The 17,708-nt window shown below is 66.8% G+C and carries 21 protein-coding genes and 1 pseudogene; 10 read left to right on the forward strand and 12 right to left on the reverse strand.

Annotated features, from left to right (window positions below; translation table 11 throughout):
• Positions 1-85: 85 nt before the first annotated feature.
• Entirely contained in the window at positions 86-1,522 is a 1,437-nt protein-coding gene (locus BM249_RS11645) for a YncE family protein (protein ID WP_091972067.1), read from the reverse strand.
• Complete coding sequence (gene copM / locus BM249_RS11650; RefSeq protein ID WP_012752408.1) at positions 1,519-1,974, reverse strand: CopM family metallochaperone; 456 nt, start codon at positions 1,972-1,974, stop codon at positions 1,519-1,521. Before copM ends, BM249_RS11645 begins: the two co-directional genes overlap by 4 nt.
• Before the next feature lie 182 nt (positions 1,975-2,156).
• Between copM and BM249_RS11655 the strand changes: the two genes are divergently transcribed.
• The 6 genes from BM249_RS11655 (at position 2,157) to BM249_RS11680 (ending at position 6,064) form a co-directional block, all read left to right on the forward strand.
• Entirely contained in the window at positions 2,157-2,552 is a 396-nt protein-coding gene (locus BM249_RS11655; protein ID WP_012752407.1) for a COG4315 family predicted lipoprotein, read from the forward strand.
• Positions 2,553-2,595: 43 nt separating this feature from the next.
• Positions 2,596-3,105 (forward strand): RNA polymerase sigma factor, encoded by a 510-nt coding sequence (locus BM249_RS11660; protein WP_012752406.1) that lies wholly within the window; start codon positions 2,596-2,598, stop codon positions 3,103-3,105.
• Positions 3,102-3,905 (forward strand): anti-sigma factor family protein, encoded by an 804-nt coding sequence (locus BM249_RS11665; protein ID WP_012752405.1) that lies wholly within the window; start codon positions 3,102-3,104, stop codon positions 3,903-3,905. Before BM249_RS11660 ends, BM249_RS11665 begins: the two co-directional genes overlap by 4 nt.
• A 112-nt stretch (positions 3,906-4,017) precedes the next feature.
• The gene (locus tag BM249_RS11670; RefSeq protein WP_056382354.1) at positions 4,018-4,809 is read left to right on the forward strand and encodes an SGNH/GDSL hydrolase family protein; all 792 of its coding nucleotides are present in this window, start codon (positions 4,018-4,020) and stop codon (positions 4,807-4,809) included.
• Positions 4,806-5,696, forward strand: a complete 891-nt coding sequence (locus BM249_RS11675; RefSeq protein ID WP_012752403.1) for a LysR family transcriptional regulator — start codon at positions 4,806-4,808, stop codon at positions 5,694-5,696. Before BM249_RS11670 ends, BM249_RS11675 begins: the two co-directional genes overlap by 4 nt.
• Complete coding sequence (locus BM249_RS11680) at positions 5,693-6,064, forward strand: YidH family protein (RefSeq protein WP_012752402.1); 372 nt, start codon at positions 5,693-5,695, stop codon at positions 6,062-6,064. The genes BM249_RS11675 and BM249_RS11680 overlap by 4 nt, the downstream gene beginning before the upstream one ends.
• 3 nt (positions 6,065-6,067) lie before the next feature.
• Here BM249_RS11680 and BM249_RS11685 read toward each other — a convergent pair whose 3' ends face one another.
• The 6 genes from BM249_RS11685 to BM249_RS11705 form a co-directional block, all read right to left on the reverse strand.
• Positions 6,068-7,153, reverse strand: coding sequence for a molybdopterin-dependent oxidoreductase (locus BM249_RS11685; RefSeq protein ID WP_012752401.1), 1,086 nt, complete (start codon positions 7,151-7,153; stop codon positions 6,068-6,070).
• Between the two features lie 78 nt (positions 7,154-7,231).
• Positions 7,232-8,215: a beta-propeller fold lactonase family protein gene (locus BM249_RS11690; RefSeq protein WP_012752400.1), complete on the reverse strand. Its 984-nt coding sequence runs from the start codon at positions 8,213-8,215 to the stop codon at positions 7,232-7,234.
• A 185-nt stretch (positions 8,216-8,400) separates the two neighbouring features.
• Positions 8,401-8,739, reverse strand: coding sequence for a c-type cytochrome (locus BM249_RS11695; protein ID WP_012752399.1), 339 nt, complete (start codon positions 8,737-8,739; stop codon positions 8,401-8,403).
• 11 nt (positions 8,740-8,750) lie between these two features.
• A complete protein-coding gene (locus BM249_RS11700; protein ID WP_012752398.1) occupies positions 8,751-9,974 on the reverse strand; it encodes a molybdopterin-dependent oxidoreductase in 1,224 nt (407 codons plus the stop codon).
• A 278-nt stretch (positions 9,975-10,252) separates the two neighbouring features.
• A complete protein-coding gene (locus tag BM249_RS22140; protein ID WP_012752397.1) occupies positions 10,253-10,387 on the reverse strand; it encodes a hypothetical protein in 135 nt (44 codons plus the stop codon).
• A gap of 78 nt (positions 10,388-10,465) precedes the next feature.
• A complete protein-coding gene (locus BM249_RS11705) occupies positions 10,466-10,699 on the reverse strand; it encodes a hypothetical protein (RefSeq protein WP_012752396.1) in 234 nt (77 codons plus the stop codon).
• A 214-nt stretch (positions 10,700-10,913) separates the two neighbouring features.
• Here BM249_RS11705 and BM249_RS11710 point away from each other — a divergent pair, with 214 nt between their 5' ends.
• The gene (locus BM249_RS11710; RefSeq protein WP_012752395.1) at positions 10,914-12,065 is read left to right on the forward strand and encodes a TDT family transporter; all 1,152 of its coding nucleotides are present in this window, start codon (positions 10,914-10,916) and stop codon (positions 12,063-12,065) included.
• Positions 12,066-12,091: 26 nt separating this feature from the next.
• Here the strand turns inward: BM249_RS11710 and BM249_RS11715 are convergent, their stop codons facing one another.
• Positions 12,092-13,189, reverse strand: coding sequence for a YeiH family protein (locus BM249_RS11715; RefSeq protein ID WP_043765941.1), 1,098 nt, complete (start codon positions 13,187-13,189; stop codon positions 12,092-12,094).
• A 147-nt stretch (positions 13,190-13,336) separates the two neighbouring features.
• A pseudogene (locus tag BM249_RS11720) lies at positions 13,337-14,014 on the reverse strand (2,3-bisphosphoglycerate-dependent phosphoglycerate mutase).
• Between the two features lie 328 nt (positions 14,015-14,342).
• Between BM249_RS11720 and BM249_RS11725 the strand changes: the two are divergent.
• From BM249_RS11725 to BM249_RS11735, 3 genes are all read left to right on the forward strand, one after another.
• A complete protein-coding gene (locus BM249_RS11725) occupies positions 14,343-16,037 on the forward strand; it encodes a methyl-accepting chemotaxis protein (protein ID WP_091972069.1) in 1,695 nt (564 codons plus the stop codon).
• An 85-nt stretch (positions 16,038-16,122) separates the two neighbouring features.
• Positions 16,123-16,440, forward strand: a complete 318-nt coding sequence (locus BM249_RS11730) for a type II toxin-antitoxin system RelE/ParE family toxin (RefSeq protein ID WP_091972072.1) — start codon at positions 16,123-16,125, stop codon at positions 16,438-16,440.
• Positions 16,441-16,444: 4 nt separating this feature from the next.
• On the forward strand, positions 16,445-16,726 hold the full coding sequence (locus BM249_RS11735) for a helix-turn-helix domain-containing protein (RefSeq protein WP_091972074.1): 282 nt from the start codon (positions 16,445-16,447) through the stop codon (positions 16,724-16,726).
• Positions 16,727-16,843: 117 nt separating this feature from the next.
• Here the strand turns inward: BM249_RS11735 and BM249_RS21280 are convergent, their stop codons facing one another.
• Together BM249_RS21280 and BM249_RS11740 are read right to left on the reverse strand one after the other, a co-directional pair.
• Complete coding sequence (locus BM249_RS21280) at positions 16,844-17,047, reverse strand: hypothetical protein (RefSeq protein WP_143103743.1); 204 nt, start codon at positions 17,045-17,047, stop codon at positions 16,844-16,846.
• A gap of 133 nt (positions 17,048-17,180) precedes the next feature.
• Complete coding sequence (locus BM249_RS11740; RefSeq protein WP_177232398.1) at positions 17,181-17,708, reverse strand: hypothetical protein; 528 nt, start codon at positions 17,706-17,708, stop codon at positions 17,181-17,183.

Consider the following 17,708-nt stretch of genomic DNA (forward strand, 5'->3'; position numbering starts at 1 on the left):
CCTCGAAAGCAGACGTCGCAGCCGGACGCGCGCTGCGAACGCATGCTCTCGGATTCCCGCTTCCCGCGCTCGTGAGGCCGCCCGTTCAATCCACAGTCTGCATCTGGAAGACGCCTCCGAGTTCACCGGGCTTGCCTGAGACCACCACGAGGTAGCGCCGGCTCGCGCCGGCATCCGTGCGGGTGATCTGGCGGATCGGGCCGATCGCGTTGACGATGGCCGCGCCGGCCGGGTTGGTCATGAAGGCGGCGAGCGGCTCCAGGCCGGCGGCCCCCTTCGGATCGGCGGCCAGCGCCAGCACGAACGGCATCTTCGCGGGTAGTCCCGTGACCGCGGCCTGCAGCGTCTGCAACACGCCTTGGTCGAAGAGGGTCACTTGCGTCGCCGGCTTGCCATCGGTGCCCGCGAGCGTCAGCACGCTGGTCTTGCCGGCGGCGCCCAGCGGCTGGAGGTTCTGCTTTCCGTCCCCCTCCGGCACGGCGTTCGGGACGTAGGCCACGCCCTGCGGTCCCTGGCCGATCGGCACCTCGGCGATCACGGTGTTCGATGCGGTGTCGATCACCGCCGCCTTGTCGGCGTTCTCCAGGCCGACATAGACGCGGCTGCCGTCGCCCGAGGGCCAGAGCCCGTGCGGCAGGGCGCCGGTCGGGATGGTGGCGACCTGGGTGAAGTCCTCGGTGCGGAACACCTTGACCTGGTTCAGGCCGCCGATCGTCACGTAGGCGAACTGGCCGGCCTTGGTCGAGACGATGTTGACGTGGTTGGTGATCGGCCCGGTCTCGATGGTCTTCAGAGGCGCGAAGGGCGGACGCGCCGAAAACACCTGGGTCCTGCCGACATCCTTGAGGGTCAACCACACCTGCTTGCCGTCCGGTGTCGCGGCGATGTCGGGGCAGAACGGGCTCTCCTGCTTCACGCGCCCGACGATGGTGTGGGTCTTCGTGTCGATCACCACCGTCTCGGGGCTGAAGCTGGAGCAGACATAGCCGTAGGCGCCGTCCGGCGAGAAGATCGTCATGCCGGGCCCGTTCGGCACGGTGATCCGGCGCGTCTCCTTGGCGGTCGCGGCATCGAGTACGGCGATGTAGTCCTCGCCGCGCACGCTCACCCAGACCTCCCGGCCGTCCGGCGTGAAGAAGGCCTCGTGCGGCGCGCGCCCGACATAGGCGGTGTGGCGGACCGTGTTGGTCGCCGTGTCGATGAAGCTCACGGAGTTCGAGCCGATCGAGACCGCGAGCAAGGTCCTGTGGTCGGGCGAGAAGCCCATGCCGTGGACCAGAAGCTGCCCGCGATAGAGCGGGCTCAGGTTCATCGGCGTCGGGTCGCCGAGCCGGATCACGCCGAGCAGGACGTTGGCGGCGGGATCGACCACCGAGACCGTGTTGGAGAACTGGTCCGAGGTGTAGAACCGGTCCCTGCCGCTGACCGGCACTTCCGGTGCGGAGGCTGCGCCCGGGGCCTGCCCGGCGAGAGCCGAGCCGGAGAGCAACGCGAGGGCGAGGACGGTCAGGGCGGTCTTCATCGGCAGATCTCCGAAGGCATCTCGGCGGCAGGGGCCGTGCCATGGTGGTGAAGGTGGGTGGCTGCGGCGGACGATTCCGGCGCGGGAGGGAGATCGGCGAGCGCCCGTCGCATCACTGCGATCTCCTGGCCCTGTTCGACGATGATCCCCTGCGCGAGGCGGCGCAGGACCGGATCCTTGCCGTAGAGCAGCTCTGCCTGGGCCATCGCGATCGCGCCGTCGTGGTGGGGGATCATCATCGCGGCGAAGTCGCGGTCCGGATCGCCCGAGGGCGGGACCATCATGTCGTCATGCATCCGCGTCATCGACTGCGCCATCATCGCGTCGAAGGACGCGGAGACGACGGCCGGCGGCTCGGCGGCGGCCAGCGTCGGGGGCATCATCATCCGGCCCCCGACGAGGCCGCCGGCCATCACGGCGGCCGTGAGCGCAAATCCCAATGCTCCGCGCATGAGCCGTCCTCCCTGTTCGTTGTCGAGGGGAGAGATGCCGGGGAAACGGTTTTATTCCATGGCCGGGGACGAATTGGCGGCCCTGCCGATGTGATCGATCTTTTCCAAATGTCAGTGGAATAGACGCGCCCGTTCGGCATCTCTCCCAATGCGGTCATGGTCGACCGCCGGAGACCTCACTCATGCGCACCATGCTGATCCGCGCCGCCTTTGCGGCCTTCGCCTTCTCGGCCGTGGCCGCCCAGGCCGCGCCCGCCATGACCGCGCCCGCCATGACCGCCGAGACCGCCAAGGGGCCGGCGCTCGTCGATTCCAAGAGCATGACCCTATACACCTTCGACAAGGACATGGGCGGCAAGTCGATGTGCAACGGCCCCTGCGCCGCCAACTGGCCGGCACTGATGGCCGCCTCCGGCTCGGCTGCCAGTGGCGACTGGACGATGGTGACACGGGACGACGGCACGATGCAGTGGGCCTACAAGGGCAAGCCGCTCTACACATTCGCCAAGGACACCAAGCCGGGCGACATCACCGGCGACGGATTCCTCAACGGCGCGTGGCACATCGCCAAGCCATAATCGCTGAATGCCGGGCTCGGCCCCCTCTGACCGGGAAACGTCGTTGGACGAGATCGCCGCCCTCATCGAACCGCAGATCCCGGCGTTGCGGCGCTACGCCGTCGCGCTGTTGCGGGACCGCGAGGCAGCCGACGACCTCGTCCAGGACACGCTGGAGCGGGCATTGTCCGCCTGGTCCGGGCGCCGCCGCGACGGCGACCTGCGGGCGTGGCTGTTCACGATCGAGCGCAACCTGTTCCTCGGCGCCGTCCGGCGCCGGGGCCGACGCGGCGTCGATGTTGGCGCGGAAGCACTCGATTTGGTGCCCGATCCGGGCGCTGACCCGGAGGCCTCGATGGGGGCCCGCGACGTACTCGTCGGGCTCGATACCCTGCCCGAGGATCAGCGCTCGGTGCTGCTGCTCGTTGCGGTGGAGGATCTGTCTTATGCCGAGGCGGCCCAGGTGCTTGGGGTACCGCTGGGCACGGTGATGTCGCGGTTGAGCCGGGCGCGGACACGGATGCGAAGTTTCCTGGAAACTGGCCGGACTGGCCTCTTGAGGAGGGTGAAATGAGCGGGGATCCACGCCCGGTCGGCGAGGACGACCTGCACGGCCTGATCGACGGTCGTCTCGAACCGGAGCGGCAAGCGCTGGTCGAGGCATGGCTCGCCGGCAACCCCGCACGTGCGGCCGAGATCTCGGCGGATCGCGCCCTGCGCGAGCGCCTGCGTGCCCGCCTCGCGCCGATCGCCGAGGAGGCGATCCCGGCGCGGCTCCGGGTGGCCAATATCCGCCCGCGACATCGGCTCGTCGGCGTGGGGTGGTTTCCCATGGCGGCGGCAGCCGTGCTCTGCCTCGCACTCGGCGGTGCCGGCGGCTGGGTCGGCTATGCCCTGCACGGCGGGCCCGCGACGGCGATGGTGGTGGAGGCACCGGCGACGCAGGACGCGGTCGCAGCCTTCCGCACCTTCGTGGTCGAGGCGGTGCATCCGGTCGAGGTGCGCGCAGACGAAAAGCCCCATCTCGTCGCGTGGCTCTCCAAGCGCCTCGGCCACGCCGTAACCACCCCCGACCTCACGGCGTACGGCTTCCGCCTGATGGGTGGCCGGCTGCTACCGGCGGGTTCCGAATCCGCCGCGATGCTGATGTACGACGACGACCGCGGAACCCGGCTGACGCTCTACAGCCGCGTCGGTGACGGCGACGGGCGCACGCTCTTCCGCTTCGCCCGCGAGGGCGACGTCGCCGCCTTCTCGTGGGTCGATGGCGGCATGTCCTACGTCGTCACCGGCCGCACCGACGAGGCGCGGCTGTTGACGGTCGCCCAGGCCGTCGACGCGCAGGTGCGCGGCCTCGCGCCGGACCGGCGATAGGATCGGGACATAGGGGGACACGATGAAGACCGCCGTTCGACGACACCGCGTCCGTGGCTTGGCGGGCGCATTGTTCTGCCTTCTTGTGGGGCTCGGGGGGCCGACGTCGGTCGTGGCCGAGCCGGCCCCGACCTACCTCGCGCTTGGAGACTCGCTGGCCTACGGCCTGCAGATCGACAAGCTGAAGGGTCAAATCGCGAACGGTGCGGTGCGGCCCGAGAGCTTCGACACCGGCTACGTCGACATTCTCGCCGCCGATCTGAAGCGATCCGCGGCCGGCCTGACAGTGGTCAATCTCGGCTGCCCCGGCGAATCGACGACCTCGTTCATCGCCGGTCCCTGCGGCTTCGCCACCACCGGGAAGCCCTTCGGCACCACACCGCTGCCCCTGCACATCCCCTACCAGGGGGCCCAGCTCGCTGCGGCGACCGCGTATCTCGGCGCTCATCCTGAAGGCGTGGGTACGATCACCCTCGACATCGGCATCAACGACCTGCGCGCCGTCCAGACGGCCTGCGCCGACCAGGGTGCCGATTGCATTGCGACCCGCTGGCCGACGGCGCTCAAGGGAACCGAGGCCAACCTCAAGCTCATCCTCGGGCAGTTGCGGGAGGCGGCGCCCAGGGCGCGCATCCTCGTCGGGACCTACTACAACTGGCTCGCCGCCGCGGATCAGGGGGGCGACCGCTTCGTTGAGGACCTCAACCGCGTGATCATAGCCGCCGCCGCCGATGCCGGCGCCCGCACGGTCCTCGTCTTTCCCACCTTCAACCGGACTGGCAATCCCGTCGCCCGGCTCTGTGCGCTGACGCTGTTCTGCACGCCCGGCCACGACCTGCACCCCTCGGATGCCGGTTACCGGACGATCGGAGATCTGTTCGTCGCAGCCGCCCGCCAGCCGTGACCCTCGACCAGCTCCGCATCTTCGTGGCGGTGGCCGAGCGGCAGCACGTGACCCGGGCTGCCGAGGCGTTGAACCTCGTGCAGTCGGCGGTCAGCGCGGCGATCGCCAATATCGAGGGGCGGCACGCGACCAAGCTGTTCCACCGGGTCGGCCGCGGGATCGAGCTGACCGAGGCGGGGCGCGTGTTCCTCGTCGAGGCCCGCGCCGTGCTCGCCCGTGCCGAAGCTGCCGAACTGGTGCTCGCCGACCTCAGCGGCATGCGACGCGGGACGCTGGCCCTCTACGCCAGCCAGACCATCGCCAGCGACTGGCTGCCGCGCCACCTCGTCGCCTTCCGCCGGGCCTACCCCGAGATTGCCATCCGGTTGGGGGTGGGCAACACCACCGAGGCCGCCGATGCGGTGCGCGCGGGGCAGGCCGAACTCGGCTTTGTTGAGGGGGCGCTGGACGATCCGACGCTCGCAAGTACGACCATCGCCCAGGACCAACTGGTCCTCGTCGTCGCCCCTGGCCATGCCTTCGCCGAGGCGACCGACCTCGAACCCGAAAACCTCGCCGGGGTCGATTGGGTGCTGCGCGAGGCGGGATCGGGAACCCGCTCGGCCTTCGAGGCGGCCCTGGGTGCGGCCGGCCTCGCAGCCGCCCAGCTTCGGGTCACGCTCGAACTGCCCTCTAACGAGGCGGTCCGCGCTGCCGTCGAGGCCGGGGGCGGGGCCGCCGTACTGTCCGAAACCGTGGTCGCCGCATCGCTTCGGGCCGGGACCCTGGTGCGGGCGGCGTTCGACTTGCCGAGCCGGCCGTTCCGGGTGCTGCGCCACAAGGAGCGCTACCGCAGCCGGGCCGCCGACGCGCTGCTTCACCTGATCGCGGCAGCGAATGCCGGATGAGCGAGCCCGCGAAACCCGTGCCCCCCGACGACCCGCGGGTGAGGCTCGCCGAGGATCGGACGGTTCTGGCGGCCGAACGCACCTTCGTGGCGTGGCTTCGCACCGGGCTCGCGTTCCTCGGCGTCGGCCTCGCCGCGCAGCGCTTCCTCCGGGAGGTGCTCGCGGTCTGGCCGCTGAAGGTGCTGTCGCTGACCTTGATCGCCTGCGCGCTTGCCTCGTTCGCCGGTGCCGTGTGGCGGGACCGGGCGATCCGGGCACGGCTCACCCATGCCGAGATCCCGATGATGCCGCGCCTCCTCACCGTCGGGATTGCGGCCCTGCTCATCGCGATCTCGGGTCTCGCGGCCACCGCACTGCTCTGGGCGTGAGGGTCAGGCCACCGTCACTCGCACCCGGTGCCAGGCGGCGCTGAGGTAGCCCTTGTAGTTCCAGGTGTCGTCGGGGGCGGCCGGCTGGGTCTGGCCGGCGGAATCCCAGGCCCGCACCGCGAGCTCGTGCTCGCCGGTGGTCAGCTCGCGCTCGATCTCCCAGAACGTCCAGGCGTAGGGCGCGTCGGCATCGCGCTCGATCCGGGCCTGCGCCCAGCTGCGGCCGCCATCCGTCGAGACGTCGACGCGGGCGACCGCGCGGTCGCTGGCGATGGCGTAGCCGCGGATCGCGTGCCGGCCGGCCTTCAACGCCGCGCCGCGGGCGGGCTCGCAGATCGCGCTGTTCAACGGCATCGCCTCGATGGTCATGCCGTGGGCCGGGTCGGCGGTCCCGGCCGTCACGTTGGGCGGAAACAGCTTGTAGTCGTCGGCCTGCATCGGGTTGTCGGAAGGCCGGTCCTGAACCGAGATGCGGGCGAGCCACTTCGGGCTGCGGATACCGGCAAATCCCGGAACGACCACGCGCAACGGATGGCCGTGCTCGGGGGCGAGAGGCTCGCCGTTCATCGCGAAAGCGAGCAGCGTCTCGGGGGCCAGCGCCTTGGCGAGCGGGATCGAGGCACCGAAGCGCGTGTCCGTGTCCGCGATCCGGTCGTGGCTCTCGAAGGCGACGTGGCGCTCATCATCCGCATCGATGCCGGCCTCGCGCAGCACGTCGGCGAGCCGCACGCCGGTCCATTCCGCATTACCGATGGCACCGGGCGCCCACGGGTCGCCGGAGACCGGCGCCACGGCCAGCATGTCGGCCCGGCGGTTGCCGGCGCATTGCATCACCGCCGTGACGGTGACGGGCGCGAAGCGTTCTTTGAGATCGGCGAGGGAGAGGTCGAGGGGCGTCGCGACCATTCCGTCGACGGTCAGGCGGTAGCCGTCGGCGTCGAGGTCCGGGATGTCGCCGTGGCTGCGGACGTAGAAGTCGGCTTGATCAGTCAGGAAGGCGGCCCGCAGGCGATCGAGCGGCGGCTCGGCGTTGTAGGGCGCCTTTCCGTGGACGATGAGGCGGTCCTTGCGCTGGAACAGGCCGAGCATGGGGTCTTTGTCCTGCGTTCGCGACGTGTCGAGATCGAGAACGCGCCGGGCGCCGAAAGGCACCCGGCGCGCGACGCTTCACGGCTTCATCGTCGAAACCACCGCGTTCTTCGCGCGGTCGACCACGGCCACGCTGAGGTCGCGGTTGAGGACGTACGCGTGGGCGTTGTCGGCCGAGAACGCGATCGCCTGGCGCGGCTCGTTCAGCCCGGTCACCGTGGCGACGACCTTGAGGCTGCCGGTGTCGATCACCGACAAGGAGTTGTCCTTGAGGTTGCCCGAATAGACGAAGCGCCCGTCCGGGGTCAGCGCGGCCCCGTAGGGGTCCTTGCCCACCGCGACTTCAGAGGTGACCTTGCGGGCGGCGACATCGACCACGCCGATGGTGTTGCGGCCGCTGTTGGCGGCAAACAGCGTCTTGCCGTCCTTGGTGATCGAGATGGCGCGCAGCTTTTCGAACCCGACGATCTCGCCGGTGATCTTGTTGGTGGCGGTGTCGACCAACGTGATCTTGTCGCCGAGGAAGTTCGTCACGAACACGGTCTTGCCGTCCGGCGACAGCTTCACGCCCTGGCGCGGCTGAGCGAAGCCGGGGATCACGGCGTCTGCGAGCATGGTCTTGGTGTCGAACACGGTCAGCGTGCTCGCGGCCTCGTTGTTGACGTAGAGCTTTGTCCCGTCGGCCGAGAGCACCGTGCCGAACGCACCGGGGCCCGCGGCAAGAACGCCGGCTTCTTTGCCGGTGCCGGTCTCGTAGACCGTGATCCGGCCCGTGCCGCTGTCGGAGACGTAGAAGCGGGCGCCGTCCGGCGCGAACACGATGTTGCGCGGCGTGACGAAGCCGTCGAGGCGGCGCAGCACCGTGCCCTTGGCGACGTCGTAGACGATGACGGCGCTCTCCTCGCTGTTCGACACCGCGGCGACCGTGCCGGCGGCGTTCAGGGCGAGCGCGTTGTTCTTGATTGCGCCGTCGAAGCCGGCGGCGAATCCAGGTTGGTTCTGGGTGAGGAGCAAGGCAGCTCCGGCGAGGAGGGCGCGGAGGCTGGTGCGGACGTCAGTCATGAAGCGTGTCTCTCGGGCATGCGCCCTCGTTCGGCGGCCTGGGGCCGGCCGTGCGGGCGAGTTCGAAATCGGATTGCGTCGTGCGGGACCGGTCAGGCCGTGCATCGCCTTAGGGAGATGCCAGCGAGGGCGGTCTATTCCCCGAGGCCGACGAAAAAAGCACGGCGGCCTCGGGATTCGAGGGTTCAGGGCGTGGGCTTCAACGCCGTGAGGTAGTCGACGATGGTCTGCACATCGGCCTGATCGACCGGCGCTTTGTAGACGTGGACCATCTTGTTCACGGTCTCGGTCCACTGCGCCTTCGTGAGCTTGGGCTGGGTCAGCACCATCCCGGCCGAGTGGCAGGCGAGGCAATTGTTATTGACCGCCTCGGCTCCCGGCCCGTCCGGAAAGATCCGGTCGGACGTCGGAAATTCGATCGATTGCGAGCTGAAGCGCATCGGCTCGGGAGCAGGCGCCGCGAGCGCCACCAAGGGAGACAGGATGAGCGCGGTGATGAGGGCCGCAGGGCGGATCGTGTTCATGGCTGTTCTCCTCAAGCGGCCTGGAAGGACACGGTCTCGATGCCGTTCTGCATGAAGCCGTTGGCGTTCCAGACCCGGTCCATGCCTTGCGCGACGCCCTTGGTGTTTGTGCAGCGGACCTTGACCGTATGGGTCCCGGCAGCAAGCGCCGGCAGGCTGCCGTCGAAGCGGCGGAAGCTGTAGGGGCCCTCGTCCGCCCCGAGTTGCGCCGGGACCCACGTCGCTCCGCCGTCTCCAGAGACCTCGACCGTCTTCACCCCACAATCGCCGCCGAAGGCGATGCCGCGGATGGCCACCGGCGTTCCGGCCGCCACCCTGGCGCCGTCCTGCAGATTGGTGACGAACGAGCGCGGCACCATCCTGTTGATCGGCACTGTCTTGAAGCCGGTCTGGCCGGGCTTGATGTTAGCGCCCGGCACATCGGGGATGCGATAGGCGGTCTTCATCCAATATTGTTCGTCGGGCTTGTCCAGCACCTCGATGTCGGACAGCATCTTCACCCAATAAGTCGAGTACCAGCCCGGCACCACGAGCCGGAGCGGGAAGCCGTTAAGCAGCGGCAATTGCTCGCCATTCATCGCGTAGGCGATCATCACCTCGCCATTGCTTGCGTGATCGAGATCGAGCGATTTCTTGAAGTCGGGCGCGTCGTCGACCACCGGCGCGTCGAGGCCGTCGAAGCGCACCTGCACGGCACCGGCCTTCACCCCGGCCTGTTCGAGCACATCCTTGAGGCGTACGCCGGTCCATTTGGCGTTGCCCATCGAGCCGTTAGCCCATTGCGCGCCGGGCACTCGCGGCTCGAACAGCCCGCGCGAATTGCCCGAGCACTGGTTGACCGCGGCGATCTCGAAGCGCGGCAGGCCGGCGATGGCGTCGAGGGAGAGCGAGAGTTCCTTCTCCACATGGCCGTGGACCTTGAGCCGGAAGGTGTCGGCATCCACCTCGGTCGGGATCGAGGCCCAGTGCCAGCGCACGTAGAAGCGGTCGTTAGGGGTGAACACGCCCTCGTCGAACACCGAAAACGGCGTCTCCAGCAGCGGAGGATGAGTACGCTGCAGGATCATCTCGCCCTTGCCCGGAAAGGCGGTGGTCAGCGCCCGCTCGTCCGGGCCGCCCGGCAGAGGCAGCTTCACCGAGCCCGCGGCCCAGGCCGGCAGTGCGGCGCCGAGGCTGCCGAGCCCGAGTCCACCCAGGACGAGGCGGCGGTTCAACGGTTCGTGCAGATGACGCATGATGTCTCCCTGGAATCGTTTGTTGGACCGCGTCGGCCGGTCGCTAGATCTCGGTGTCGCCGTCGGCGGACGGCATTGGCGTCGGTCGGGACGGTCCGGTCTCGCCGCCGGAAACTCGGGTCGTCGATCCATGTCATCCCGGCAAAGAGGCGACTTCCCCATGAAGGAGATGCTACGGCGAGACGATTATTCCATCCAATGATCGTTAGAAATTTGAACGATCTCCGATTGCGATCATCCGAAGATTTCCGATCTTCAATCAATGGCGGGCGGCCGGATCAGGTGATCGTCAGCCAGGCGGTGCCGACGGCGGCGACAGTCAGGGCGACCGTCCAGAACAGGACCCAGCGCATATGACCGCTGGTCTCGCCCTGCCGGGCCTCGTCGGTGGTCTCGAAGGTGGGTCGGGTCATGATGGATCTCCCTGCCATTCGGGTGGTCGAAGGCTTCACGCGCCGCCGGACTGATGCCCGGCGGCCAACGGGGCGCTGTCAGCGACCGATCAGTTCCCGCGCCGGGCCGCCGGTCTCCTGGCCGCGGCCACGGGCGTAGGCCGGGAGTGCCGGGTTCTTGGCGTTGGCGCCATCGGCGTCGCCGTAGATCGGTGCGGATGGGCTGGTGATGGAGCGGGCCTGCGGAGCGCGGAGGCCCTGGGCCTGCGAGAGGCCCGTCATGCCGACAAGGGCGGACGCGGTGAGGGCGAGGGCGGCGATCGTACGGGTCATGGTCGATATCCTTCTGGTGGGGTCGTCACGTCGGTTCGTGATGACAAGAAGGTAGCGGCCGGAAACCATTCGTACTAACGGTTTGCATAGCTAGTTTTAATCGATTGTTTTGATGATTAGCCGCCACTTGCGAGCTGCTATCTATCGCGGCGGCGCGCGATGCGGGGGCGTGCTAGAGCCGGTGCGTTGACCCTCCGAAGCCCGAGAACGCCCCGTGTCCGAATCCAGTCTGCTGGCGATCAGCACAGGCCTTAAGCCGCTCTCGCGCCTCCAGCATCCGCGGGACGTGATCCGGCAATTTACGCCGAACTGGTTCACAGTGGTGATGGGCACTGGCGTGGTCGCCTTGGCCCTCGACCGTCTGCCGGCGACGCATGCCCTGCTGGCCCCTGTCCCGCTCGGGCTCTGGCTCGCCTCCGTCGTGCTCTTCGCAACTTTCTGCCTGGTCTACGGCGCGCGCTGGATCTTCTACTTCGATGGCGCCCGACGGATCTTCGGACACTCGACGGTGTCAATGTTTTTCGGGGCGATCCCGATGGCGCTGGCGACGCTGCTGAACGGGCTGCTGATCTTCGGTCCACCGTATCTCGGCGCCGATACCGTCCGCATCGCCCTGCCGCTGTGGTGGATCGACGTGGCGCTCGCTCTGATCTGTGCCGTCGCGATTCCCTATCTGATGTTCACCCGTCAGGAGCACCGCATCGACCAGATGACGGCCGTCTGGCTGCTGCCGGTAGTGACCGCCGAGGTCGTCGCCGTCTCCGGCGGCCTGCTCGCCCCGGCCCTGAGCGGCGAGAGCCAGCAGCTCGCCGTCATCGTCACGAGCTTCGTGCTGTGGGGCGTCTCGGTCCCGCTGGCGCTGAGTATCCTGGCGATCCTGGTGCTGCGCATGGCGCTGCACAACCTGCCGCCGCGAGAGATGGCGGCATCGAGCTGGCTCTCCCTCGGTCCGCTCGGAACCGGGGCGCTCGGCCTGCTCGTGCTGGGGCAGGCCGGTGGCCCGATCCTCGCGGCGGGCGGTTTTGCCGGAGCTCCGGACATCCTCAGGATCGTGGGCCTCATCGGCGCACTGATTCTCTGGGGCTATGGGGCTTGGTGGTTCCTGCTCTCGCTCGCTGTTACGGTGCGCTACCTGCGCGCCGGCGTTCCGTTCAACCTCGGCTGGTGGGGCTACATCTTCCCGCTCGGCGTCTATGCCCTGGCCACCCTGCGGATCGGCGAAGTGACGGCACTCAGCGGGTTCGCCTGGCTCGGAGCGGGCCTCGTCGGCTTGCTGACCCTGCTCTGGCTGATCGTGTCCGTGCGCACGTTGCGCGGGGCCTATCGCGGGGAGCTCTTCGTCTCACCATGCCTCGCCGGGGCCTGACCGGGCCTCGGGCGCATCCGATCGGTTCAAGCGAGGCCCAGCACGCGGATCAGACCGAGGCTGACGGCGCCGAGCGCGAGGAGCGAGGCGACTACCGCCAGGGTCACCCGCGCGCCGGCCTTGGCGACGCTGCGCACGTCGACCCCGAGGCCGAGCGCCGCCATCGAGACGATGGTGAGGAGGTTGGCCATCTGTGAGATCGGCTTGAGGGCGACGGCCGGGATCAGTCCGGCCGAGCGCAGGGCAGCGACCGCTAGGAAGGCCAGGATGAACCATGGCACGAGCCGGTGGATTGCGAGACGGCCGCCGGCCGGCCGGTCCCCAGCCGTGACGCGAGGTTCGGCCGCGTCCGGCTCCTCGCGAAGCCGGCTTGCGCCGAGGGAGAGCGCCAGAACGACCGGGCCGAGCATCAACACGCGCACCAGCTTGACCAGCGTCCCGACCTGGACGCTAAGTGCCGCGACCGGCGCGGTGGCGGCGAGGACCTGCGGCACGGCGTAGACGGTGAGGCCGGCGAGCACGCCGTACTGCATAGGCGACAGGCCAAGCAGCGGCACCAGCAGCGGCAGGCCGAGCACCACCAGCACGCCGAGCACCGCGGTGAAGGCGATGGAGGCTGCGACGTCCTCGCCGTCGGCACCGATTACCGGGGCCGTGGCGGCAATGGCTGAGTTGCCGCAGATAGAGTTACCGCAGGCGACGAGGATCGCCATGCGCGGATGCAGCCCGAGCGCCCGACCGATGCCGTAACTCAACAGGATCGCGACAATGACCACGCCCGCGATGCCGAAGAGCAGGCCCGGACCGGCGGCGAGGATCTTCGTGAGGCTGAGCGAGGCCCCGAGCAGGACGACCGCGATCTCCAGCACGGTCTTGGCGCCGAAGGCGATGCCGGGAAAGAAACGCTGCGACGGGGTCCAGGCGGTGCGGATCGCGCTCCCGAGTAGGATCGCCAGCACCAGGGCTTCGAGCCAGGCGCGACCGAACAGGTGCGTTTCGACGGCCTCGAAGCCGACCGCGGCGGCGGTGACCGCCACGCAGAGGCCGAGTCCCGGAAGGATGGCTCTCGTGCCGGCCAAAGCACGCGTCGAACGACAGTGGGAGAAAAGTCTGGGCGCGGACATGGATGGCTCCGATGTGATGCCGGAGGATCCCAGGTCCTGTTCATTCACTCCAACGGAATGATTAGATGCTTTCCATCACTGAAATAGATGAAATGTGGAACCTTCTGCAGCCGGTGGAGATCCATTGTGGGGGGCCGACAGGCGGATTCACCCGTCGATCCAGCGAGCTTCGATCGTCGTGTCCGCGGCAAGCTCATAGATCCTGACGGAGCCCGTCGCGAGTTCGAGGTGCTCGACCTCCGCCGGGCTGGGGTCTTAGAGCGCCATCACAAGCGCCCGCAGGCATTTACCGTGGGCGACGACGAGCACGTCTCCGCCCATGACCGCCGGCTGGATGGTTCGGAGGTAGCATGGCACAATGCGGGAGACGGTATCGCGCAGGCTCTCACCGTTCGGCGGCGCCTCGGCGTAGGAGCGGCTCCAGGTCTCGATCCGCTCCGCCCCCCAGCGCGCAACGGCGGCGATCTTGTCGAGCCCGCTGAGGTCGCCGTAGTCTCGCTCGACGAGCGCGGCGAAGCGTTGGGGGACCAATCCTGGTTGCCCGAGCGCATCGAGGATCAGCCGGCCGCTCACGACGGCCCGCGTCAGCGTCGAGGTGAAGGCAGCGGAAAAGCGCCAGCGGCGCTCGGCCAAACGCCGCCCGGCTGTCTCGGCTTCCATCCGGCCCTGCTCGGTCAAGGGCGAGTCCAGCAATCCCGTGAACAGGCCGGATCGGTTGGCTACGCGCTGGCCATGCCGGACTAGCACGAGACATCGCGTGACCGGGCCTTTGCAATCGTGAATCACGCTGCCTCCCGAGGCAGAGCACTTTCGCGCCGGTCGCATCGCCTCTGATGAAGTCGGCATCCGACTTTAACGAACTTCGACCATGCGATGGGTTGGACCGTCCATCCAGAGACGGCGGGTCATCCTAGGTCCGCTTAAGAACGTCATGCGACTGAAAGCAGCCAAGCTGCTTCCCACCCAAGGCGGTCGTCGGCTTCTGACTCAACAGCCTGAAGCCGGACCTTTCGATGGCGGGCAAGGCATCGGAACACGCGACTGCGCCGCGCGGGTCTGGGCCTCATGCTCCAAACAGCGGCGCTCCAATACATGCTGAAGCAAAAAATTATATCATATGATGCATGATCTCCGCGAATCACGGAGAGCAGCAATGTCTTTTTTCGGGAATGTCAAAATCCTCACCAAACTTTCAGCGGTTGTCGTTCTGATCGGCTTCGTGGTGGGTGGCTGTATCTGGTTCGGGCAGTCCCGAATGACGTATATCGACGACAACTATAGCGTATTTATCGAACGCGATGCAAAGGCCGTGGCCACGACACGCGGTGTCAATCGGCTTATATTAGAACTCAATTATTGGGTTTACCGCCTTATTGCCGAAAAGAGCGATGCTCAGATGAAGGCGGCCGGCGAGGGTTTCGAGGCAGCCGTTCCGCTCCTCAAGACTTCTCTCGAAAACTTGAAAAACCAAGCTCCGGCCGCGTTTGACAATCGGGTTGCTGACCAAGCGGCGCGAGTCAATAAATTCCTGCAAGACGTGACTGAAGTCCGTAAGCTCGGGGCATCCAATCGCAATGACGAAGCCATCGAACTCGTCCATCGCACCATCGACCCGACCTTCTCGGCGATGATCGAAGAGGGAACAAAACTCGGCAGCGACATCGCCGCAGCGATGGATCAAGGTTCAAGCGCCCTCACCGATCAGACCAACACCACGCGCTACAACCTGATGCTGTTCAGTGGGGTCGGTCTGCTCGTGGGACTTCTGGCAGCTGGTTTTACGACGATCAACGGTATCACGCGCCCACTCGGTAATTTGGTTGGTGTGCTGCAGCGCATGGCCCGGGGCGAAATCGACGCCGATATCCGGGAGGCCGCACGCGCCGACGAGATCGGCGCCGTTGGCAAGGCGGTCGAGGGCATCAAGGCCATGGTCGCCCGCAAGGCCGCCGAGGAGGCCGAGGTCCGGCGCATTGCCGACGAGGCTGCCGCCACCGAGCGCAAGCGCACCATGATCGAACTCGCCGACGGCTTCGAGCGAGCGGTCGGCGGGATCGTCGGAATGGTCTCCTCTTCCGCCACCGAACTCCAGGCCACCGCCCAGCAGATGACCGCAACCGCTCAGGAGACGGCAAGCCAGTCCACAACTGTGGCGGCCGCCGCCGAGGAGGCCTCCACCAACGTCAACACCGTGGCGGCGGCCGCCGAGGAACTCGGCTCTTCGGTCCAGGAGATCGGTCGACAGGTGACCGGCTCGGCTCACCTCGCCCAGGCGGCGGTGGGCGAGGCCGCCGAGACCGCCAACCTGGTGCAGGCGCTTAACCAGAGCGCCGCCCGGATCGGCGACATGGTGGGCATGATCTCGAACATCGCCGGGCAGACCAACCTGCTGGCGCTCAACGCGACCATCGAGGCGGCGCGCGCCGGAGAGGCGGGGCGCGGCTTCGCCGTGGTGGCCTCGGAGGTGAAGGCCCTGGCCGAGCAGACCGCCAAGGCCACGGAGGAGATTGCCCGGCAGATCGGCCAGATCCAGGGCGTGACTGCTCAAGCGGTGACGGCGATCGGCGGGATCACCGGTCGGATCCGGGAGATCGACGACGTGGCCACCTCGATCGCGGCGGCGGTGGAGCAGCAGGGGGCGGCGACGCAGGAGATCGTGCGCAACGTGGCGCAAGCCTCGGCCGGCACGAACGAAGTGACGGGCAACATCGCCGGCGTGGCGCAGGCCTCGGAGGAGACCGGGGCGGCGGCCTCACAGGTCCTGTCGGCGGCCTCCGAGCTGTCGCGGCAATCCGAGCATCTCGGCGTCGAGGTAGCCCACTTCCTGGCAACTGTGCGGGCTGCTTGATCCGCCCCTATCGTCATCGTCGGATCGGCGTGAGGTATGGAAAAGCCGATTGCGCTTGTGTATCGGTTTCGATACACTGCCCTCCATGAAGCCGATCACGTTCTTAGGCGACAGCCTCGCCCGACTCCGGGACTTTCCGGACGATGCTCGTTCCGAGGCGGGCTATCAGCTTCGCGCCGTCCAGGCCGGCGACGATCCCGCTGACTGGAAGCCACTGAAGACCGTTGGGCCGGGCGTGAGGGAAATCAGAGTTCGGGAGGCTTCGGGCGCCTTCCGTGTGTTGTACCTCGCGACGCTGCCGGATCGTATCCTTGTCCTGCACGCTTTCGAGAAACGGACCCAACAAACACCGCAAAAAGACATCGAGATTGCCGCGAAGCGGCTCAAGGCGTGGAAGGATTAAGGCGATGGAAGTCCAGACCTTTGATGACGTGTTCGACGCACTCGCGAACACTCCGGCTGAAGCTGCCAGCATGAAGGCGCGCGCCGATCTACTCGGCGCCCTTGTTGCGCATGTGAAATCCTGGGGCGTGACCCAAGAGGTCGCGGCGGTCCGCTTGGGCGTCACCCGTCCTCGGATCAACGATCTACTCCGGGGCAAGCTCGGTAAGTTCAGCCTGGATGCCCTGGTTGACATGGCGACCGCTGCCGGCCTCAAGCTGGAAATCCGCATCGCAGAAGCAGCCTGAGCTTCCCGAGTTCGGCAACGGCCGTGCTCCTCCGGAGCACGGCCGCCACGATCAGGCGGTGCCTCCTACAGAACAGGGGGCAACCGCCCTGCGGCACGATCCTCCCGGATCACCGGGCTACCGCCGGATATTGAGCGCCTTGGGAATGAGGCCCGCTCCAAGCTCCTGAATTTGGGCTTCAAGGCGTTCGATGTACTCGACAAGAGCCGGCGAGCACCCAAGCAGATTTGCTTTATCCGCAATCCGCCGCTTCTCCTTTAGATCATCATTCGATAGATAGATTGCGCTCAAGACGCTCGATTCATCTTGAATTTCTTGCATGGCATCATCCACACTAGACATCTGCACCAGTAATACTATGAAATTTTCGCATATATGTCAATATTGAAATGGATAGAACTATGTATTATTTGAAGCGCTTCCCTGATTATCTGCATATAAAATTAGGTATTTTCTAATCTACTTCTTGCGAGTTACTGAATTTTCCGGCGAAAACCGGAAGGTAAAACCCTTCCTTTTGAAAAGAGATAAGCATCTCAGCGGCCTGGGCATGAGCAAGGGCGACCAGCTCCGGTTCATCGAAGCCGTGCTTACTCATCGATGTAAGTTGCCGGATGGCCCAATCCATCGGTGTACCTTCCCAAAGAATCACAATTTGCCGATTAATCAGTTCGTCAAGGAAAATCCTGAGCTTTAGCATGACCAAGATCGCAGATTGATCCTTCCACTGGGCAACTTCTACTTTTGCAATGCGTTGTAGACGGCGCACGAGCGCGTCACGCTTCTTCGGCGTCAGATCAGCGAACGGTTCGAGGCTCACAAGACGCAGCTGCGTACAGAGGCCGGATATATCCGCCTCGGCGCGATCCATCTGGGTCGAGTCATGCGGCGTGAAAATGCCCGGCGCAGAGGTGAGAACGAAAAGCAGATAGGCGGGAAGCGCCAGTTCAATCCGCTGACGGTCGGAAAGAGCTGCTGTCAT

The organism is Methylobacterium gossipiicola, assembly GCF_900113485.1.
Lineage (GTDB): Bacteria > Pseudomonadota > Alphaproteobacteria > Rhizobiales > Beijerinckiaceae > Methylobacterium > Methylobacterium gossipiicola.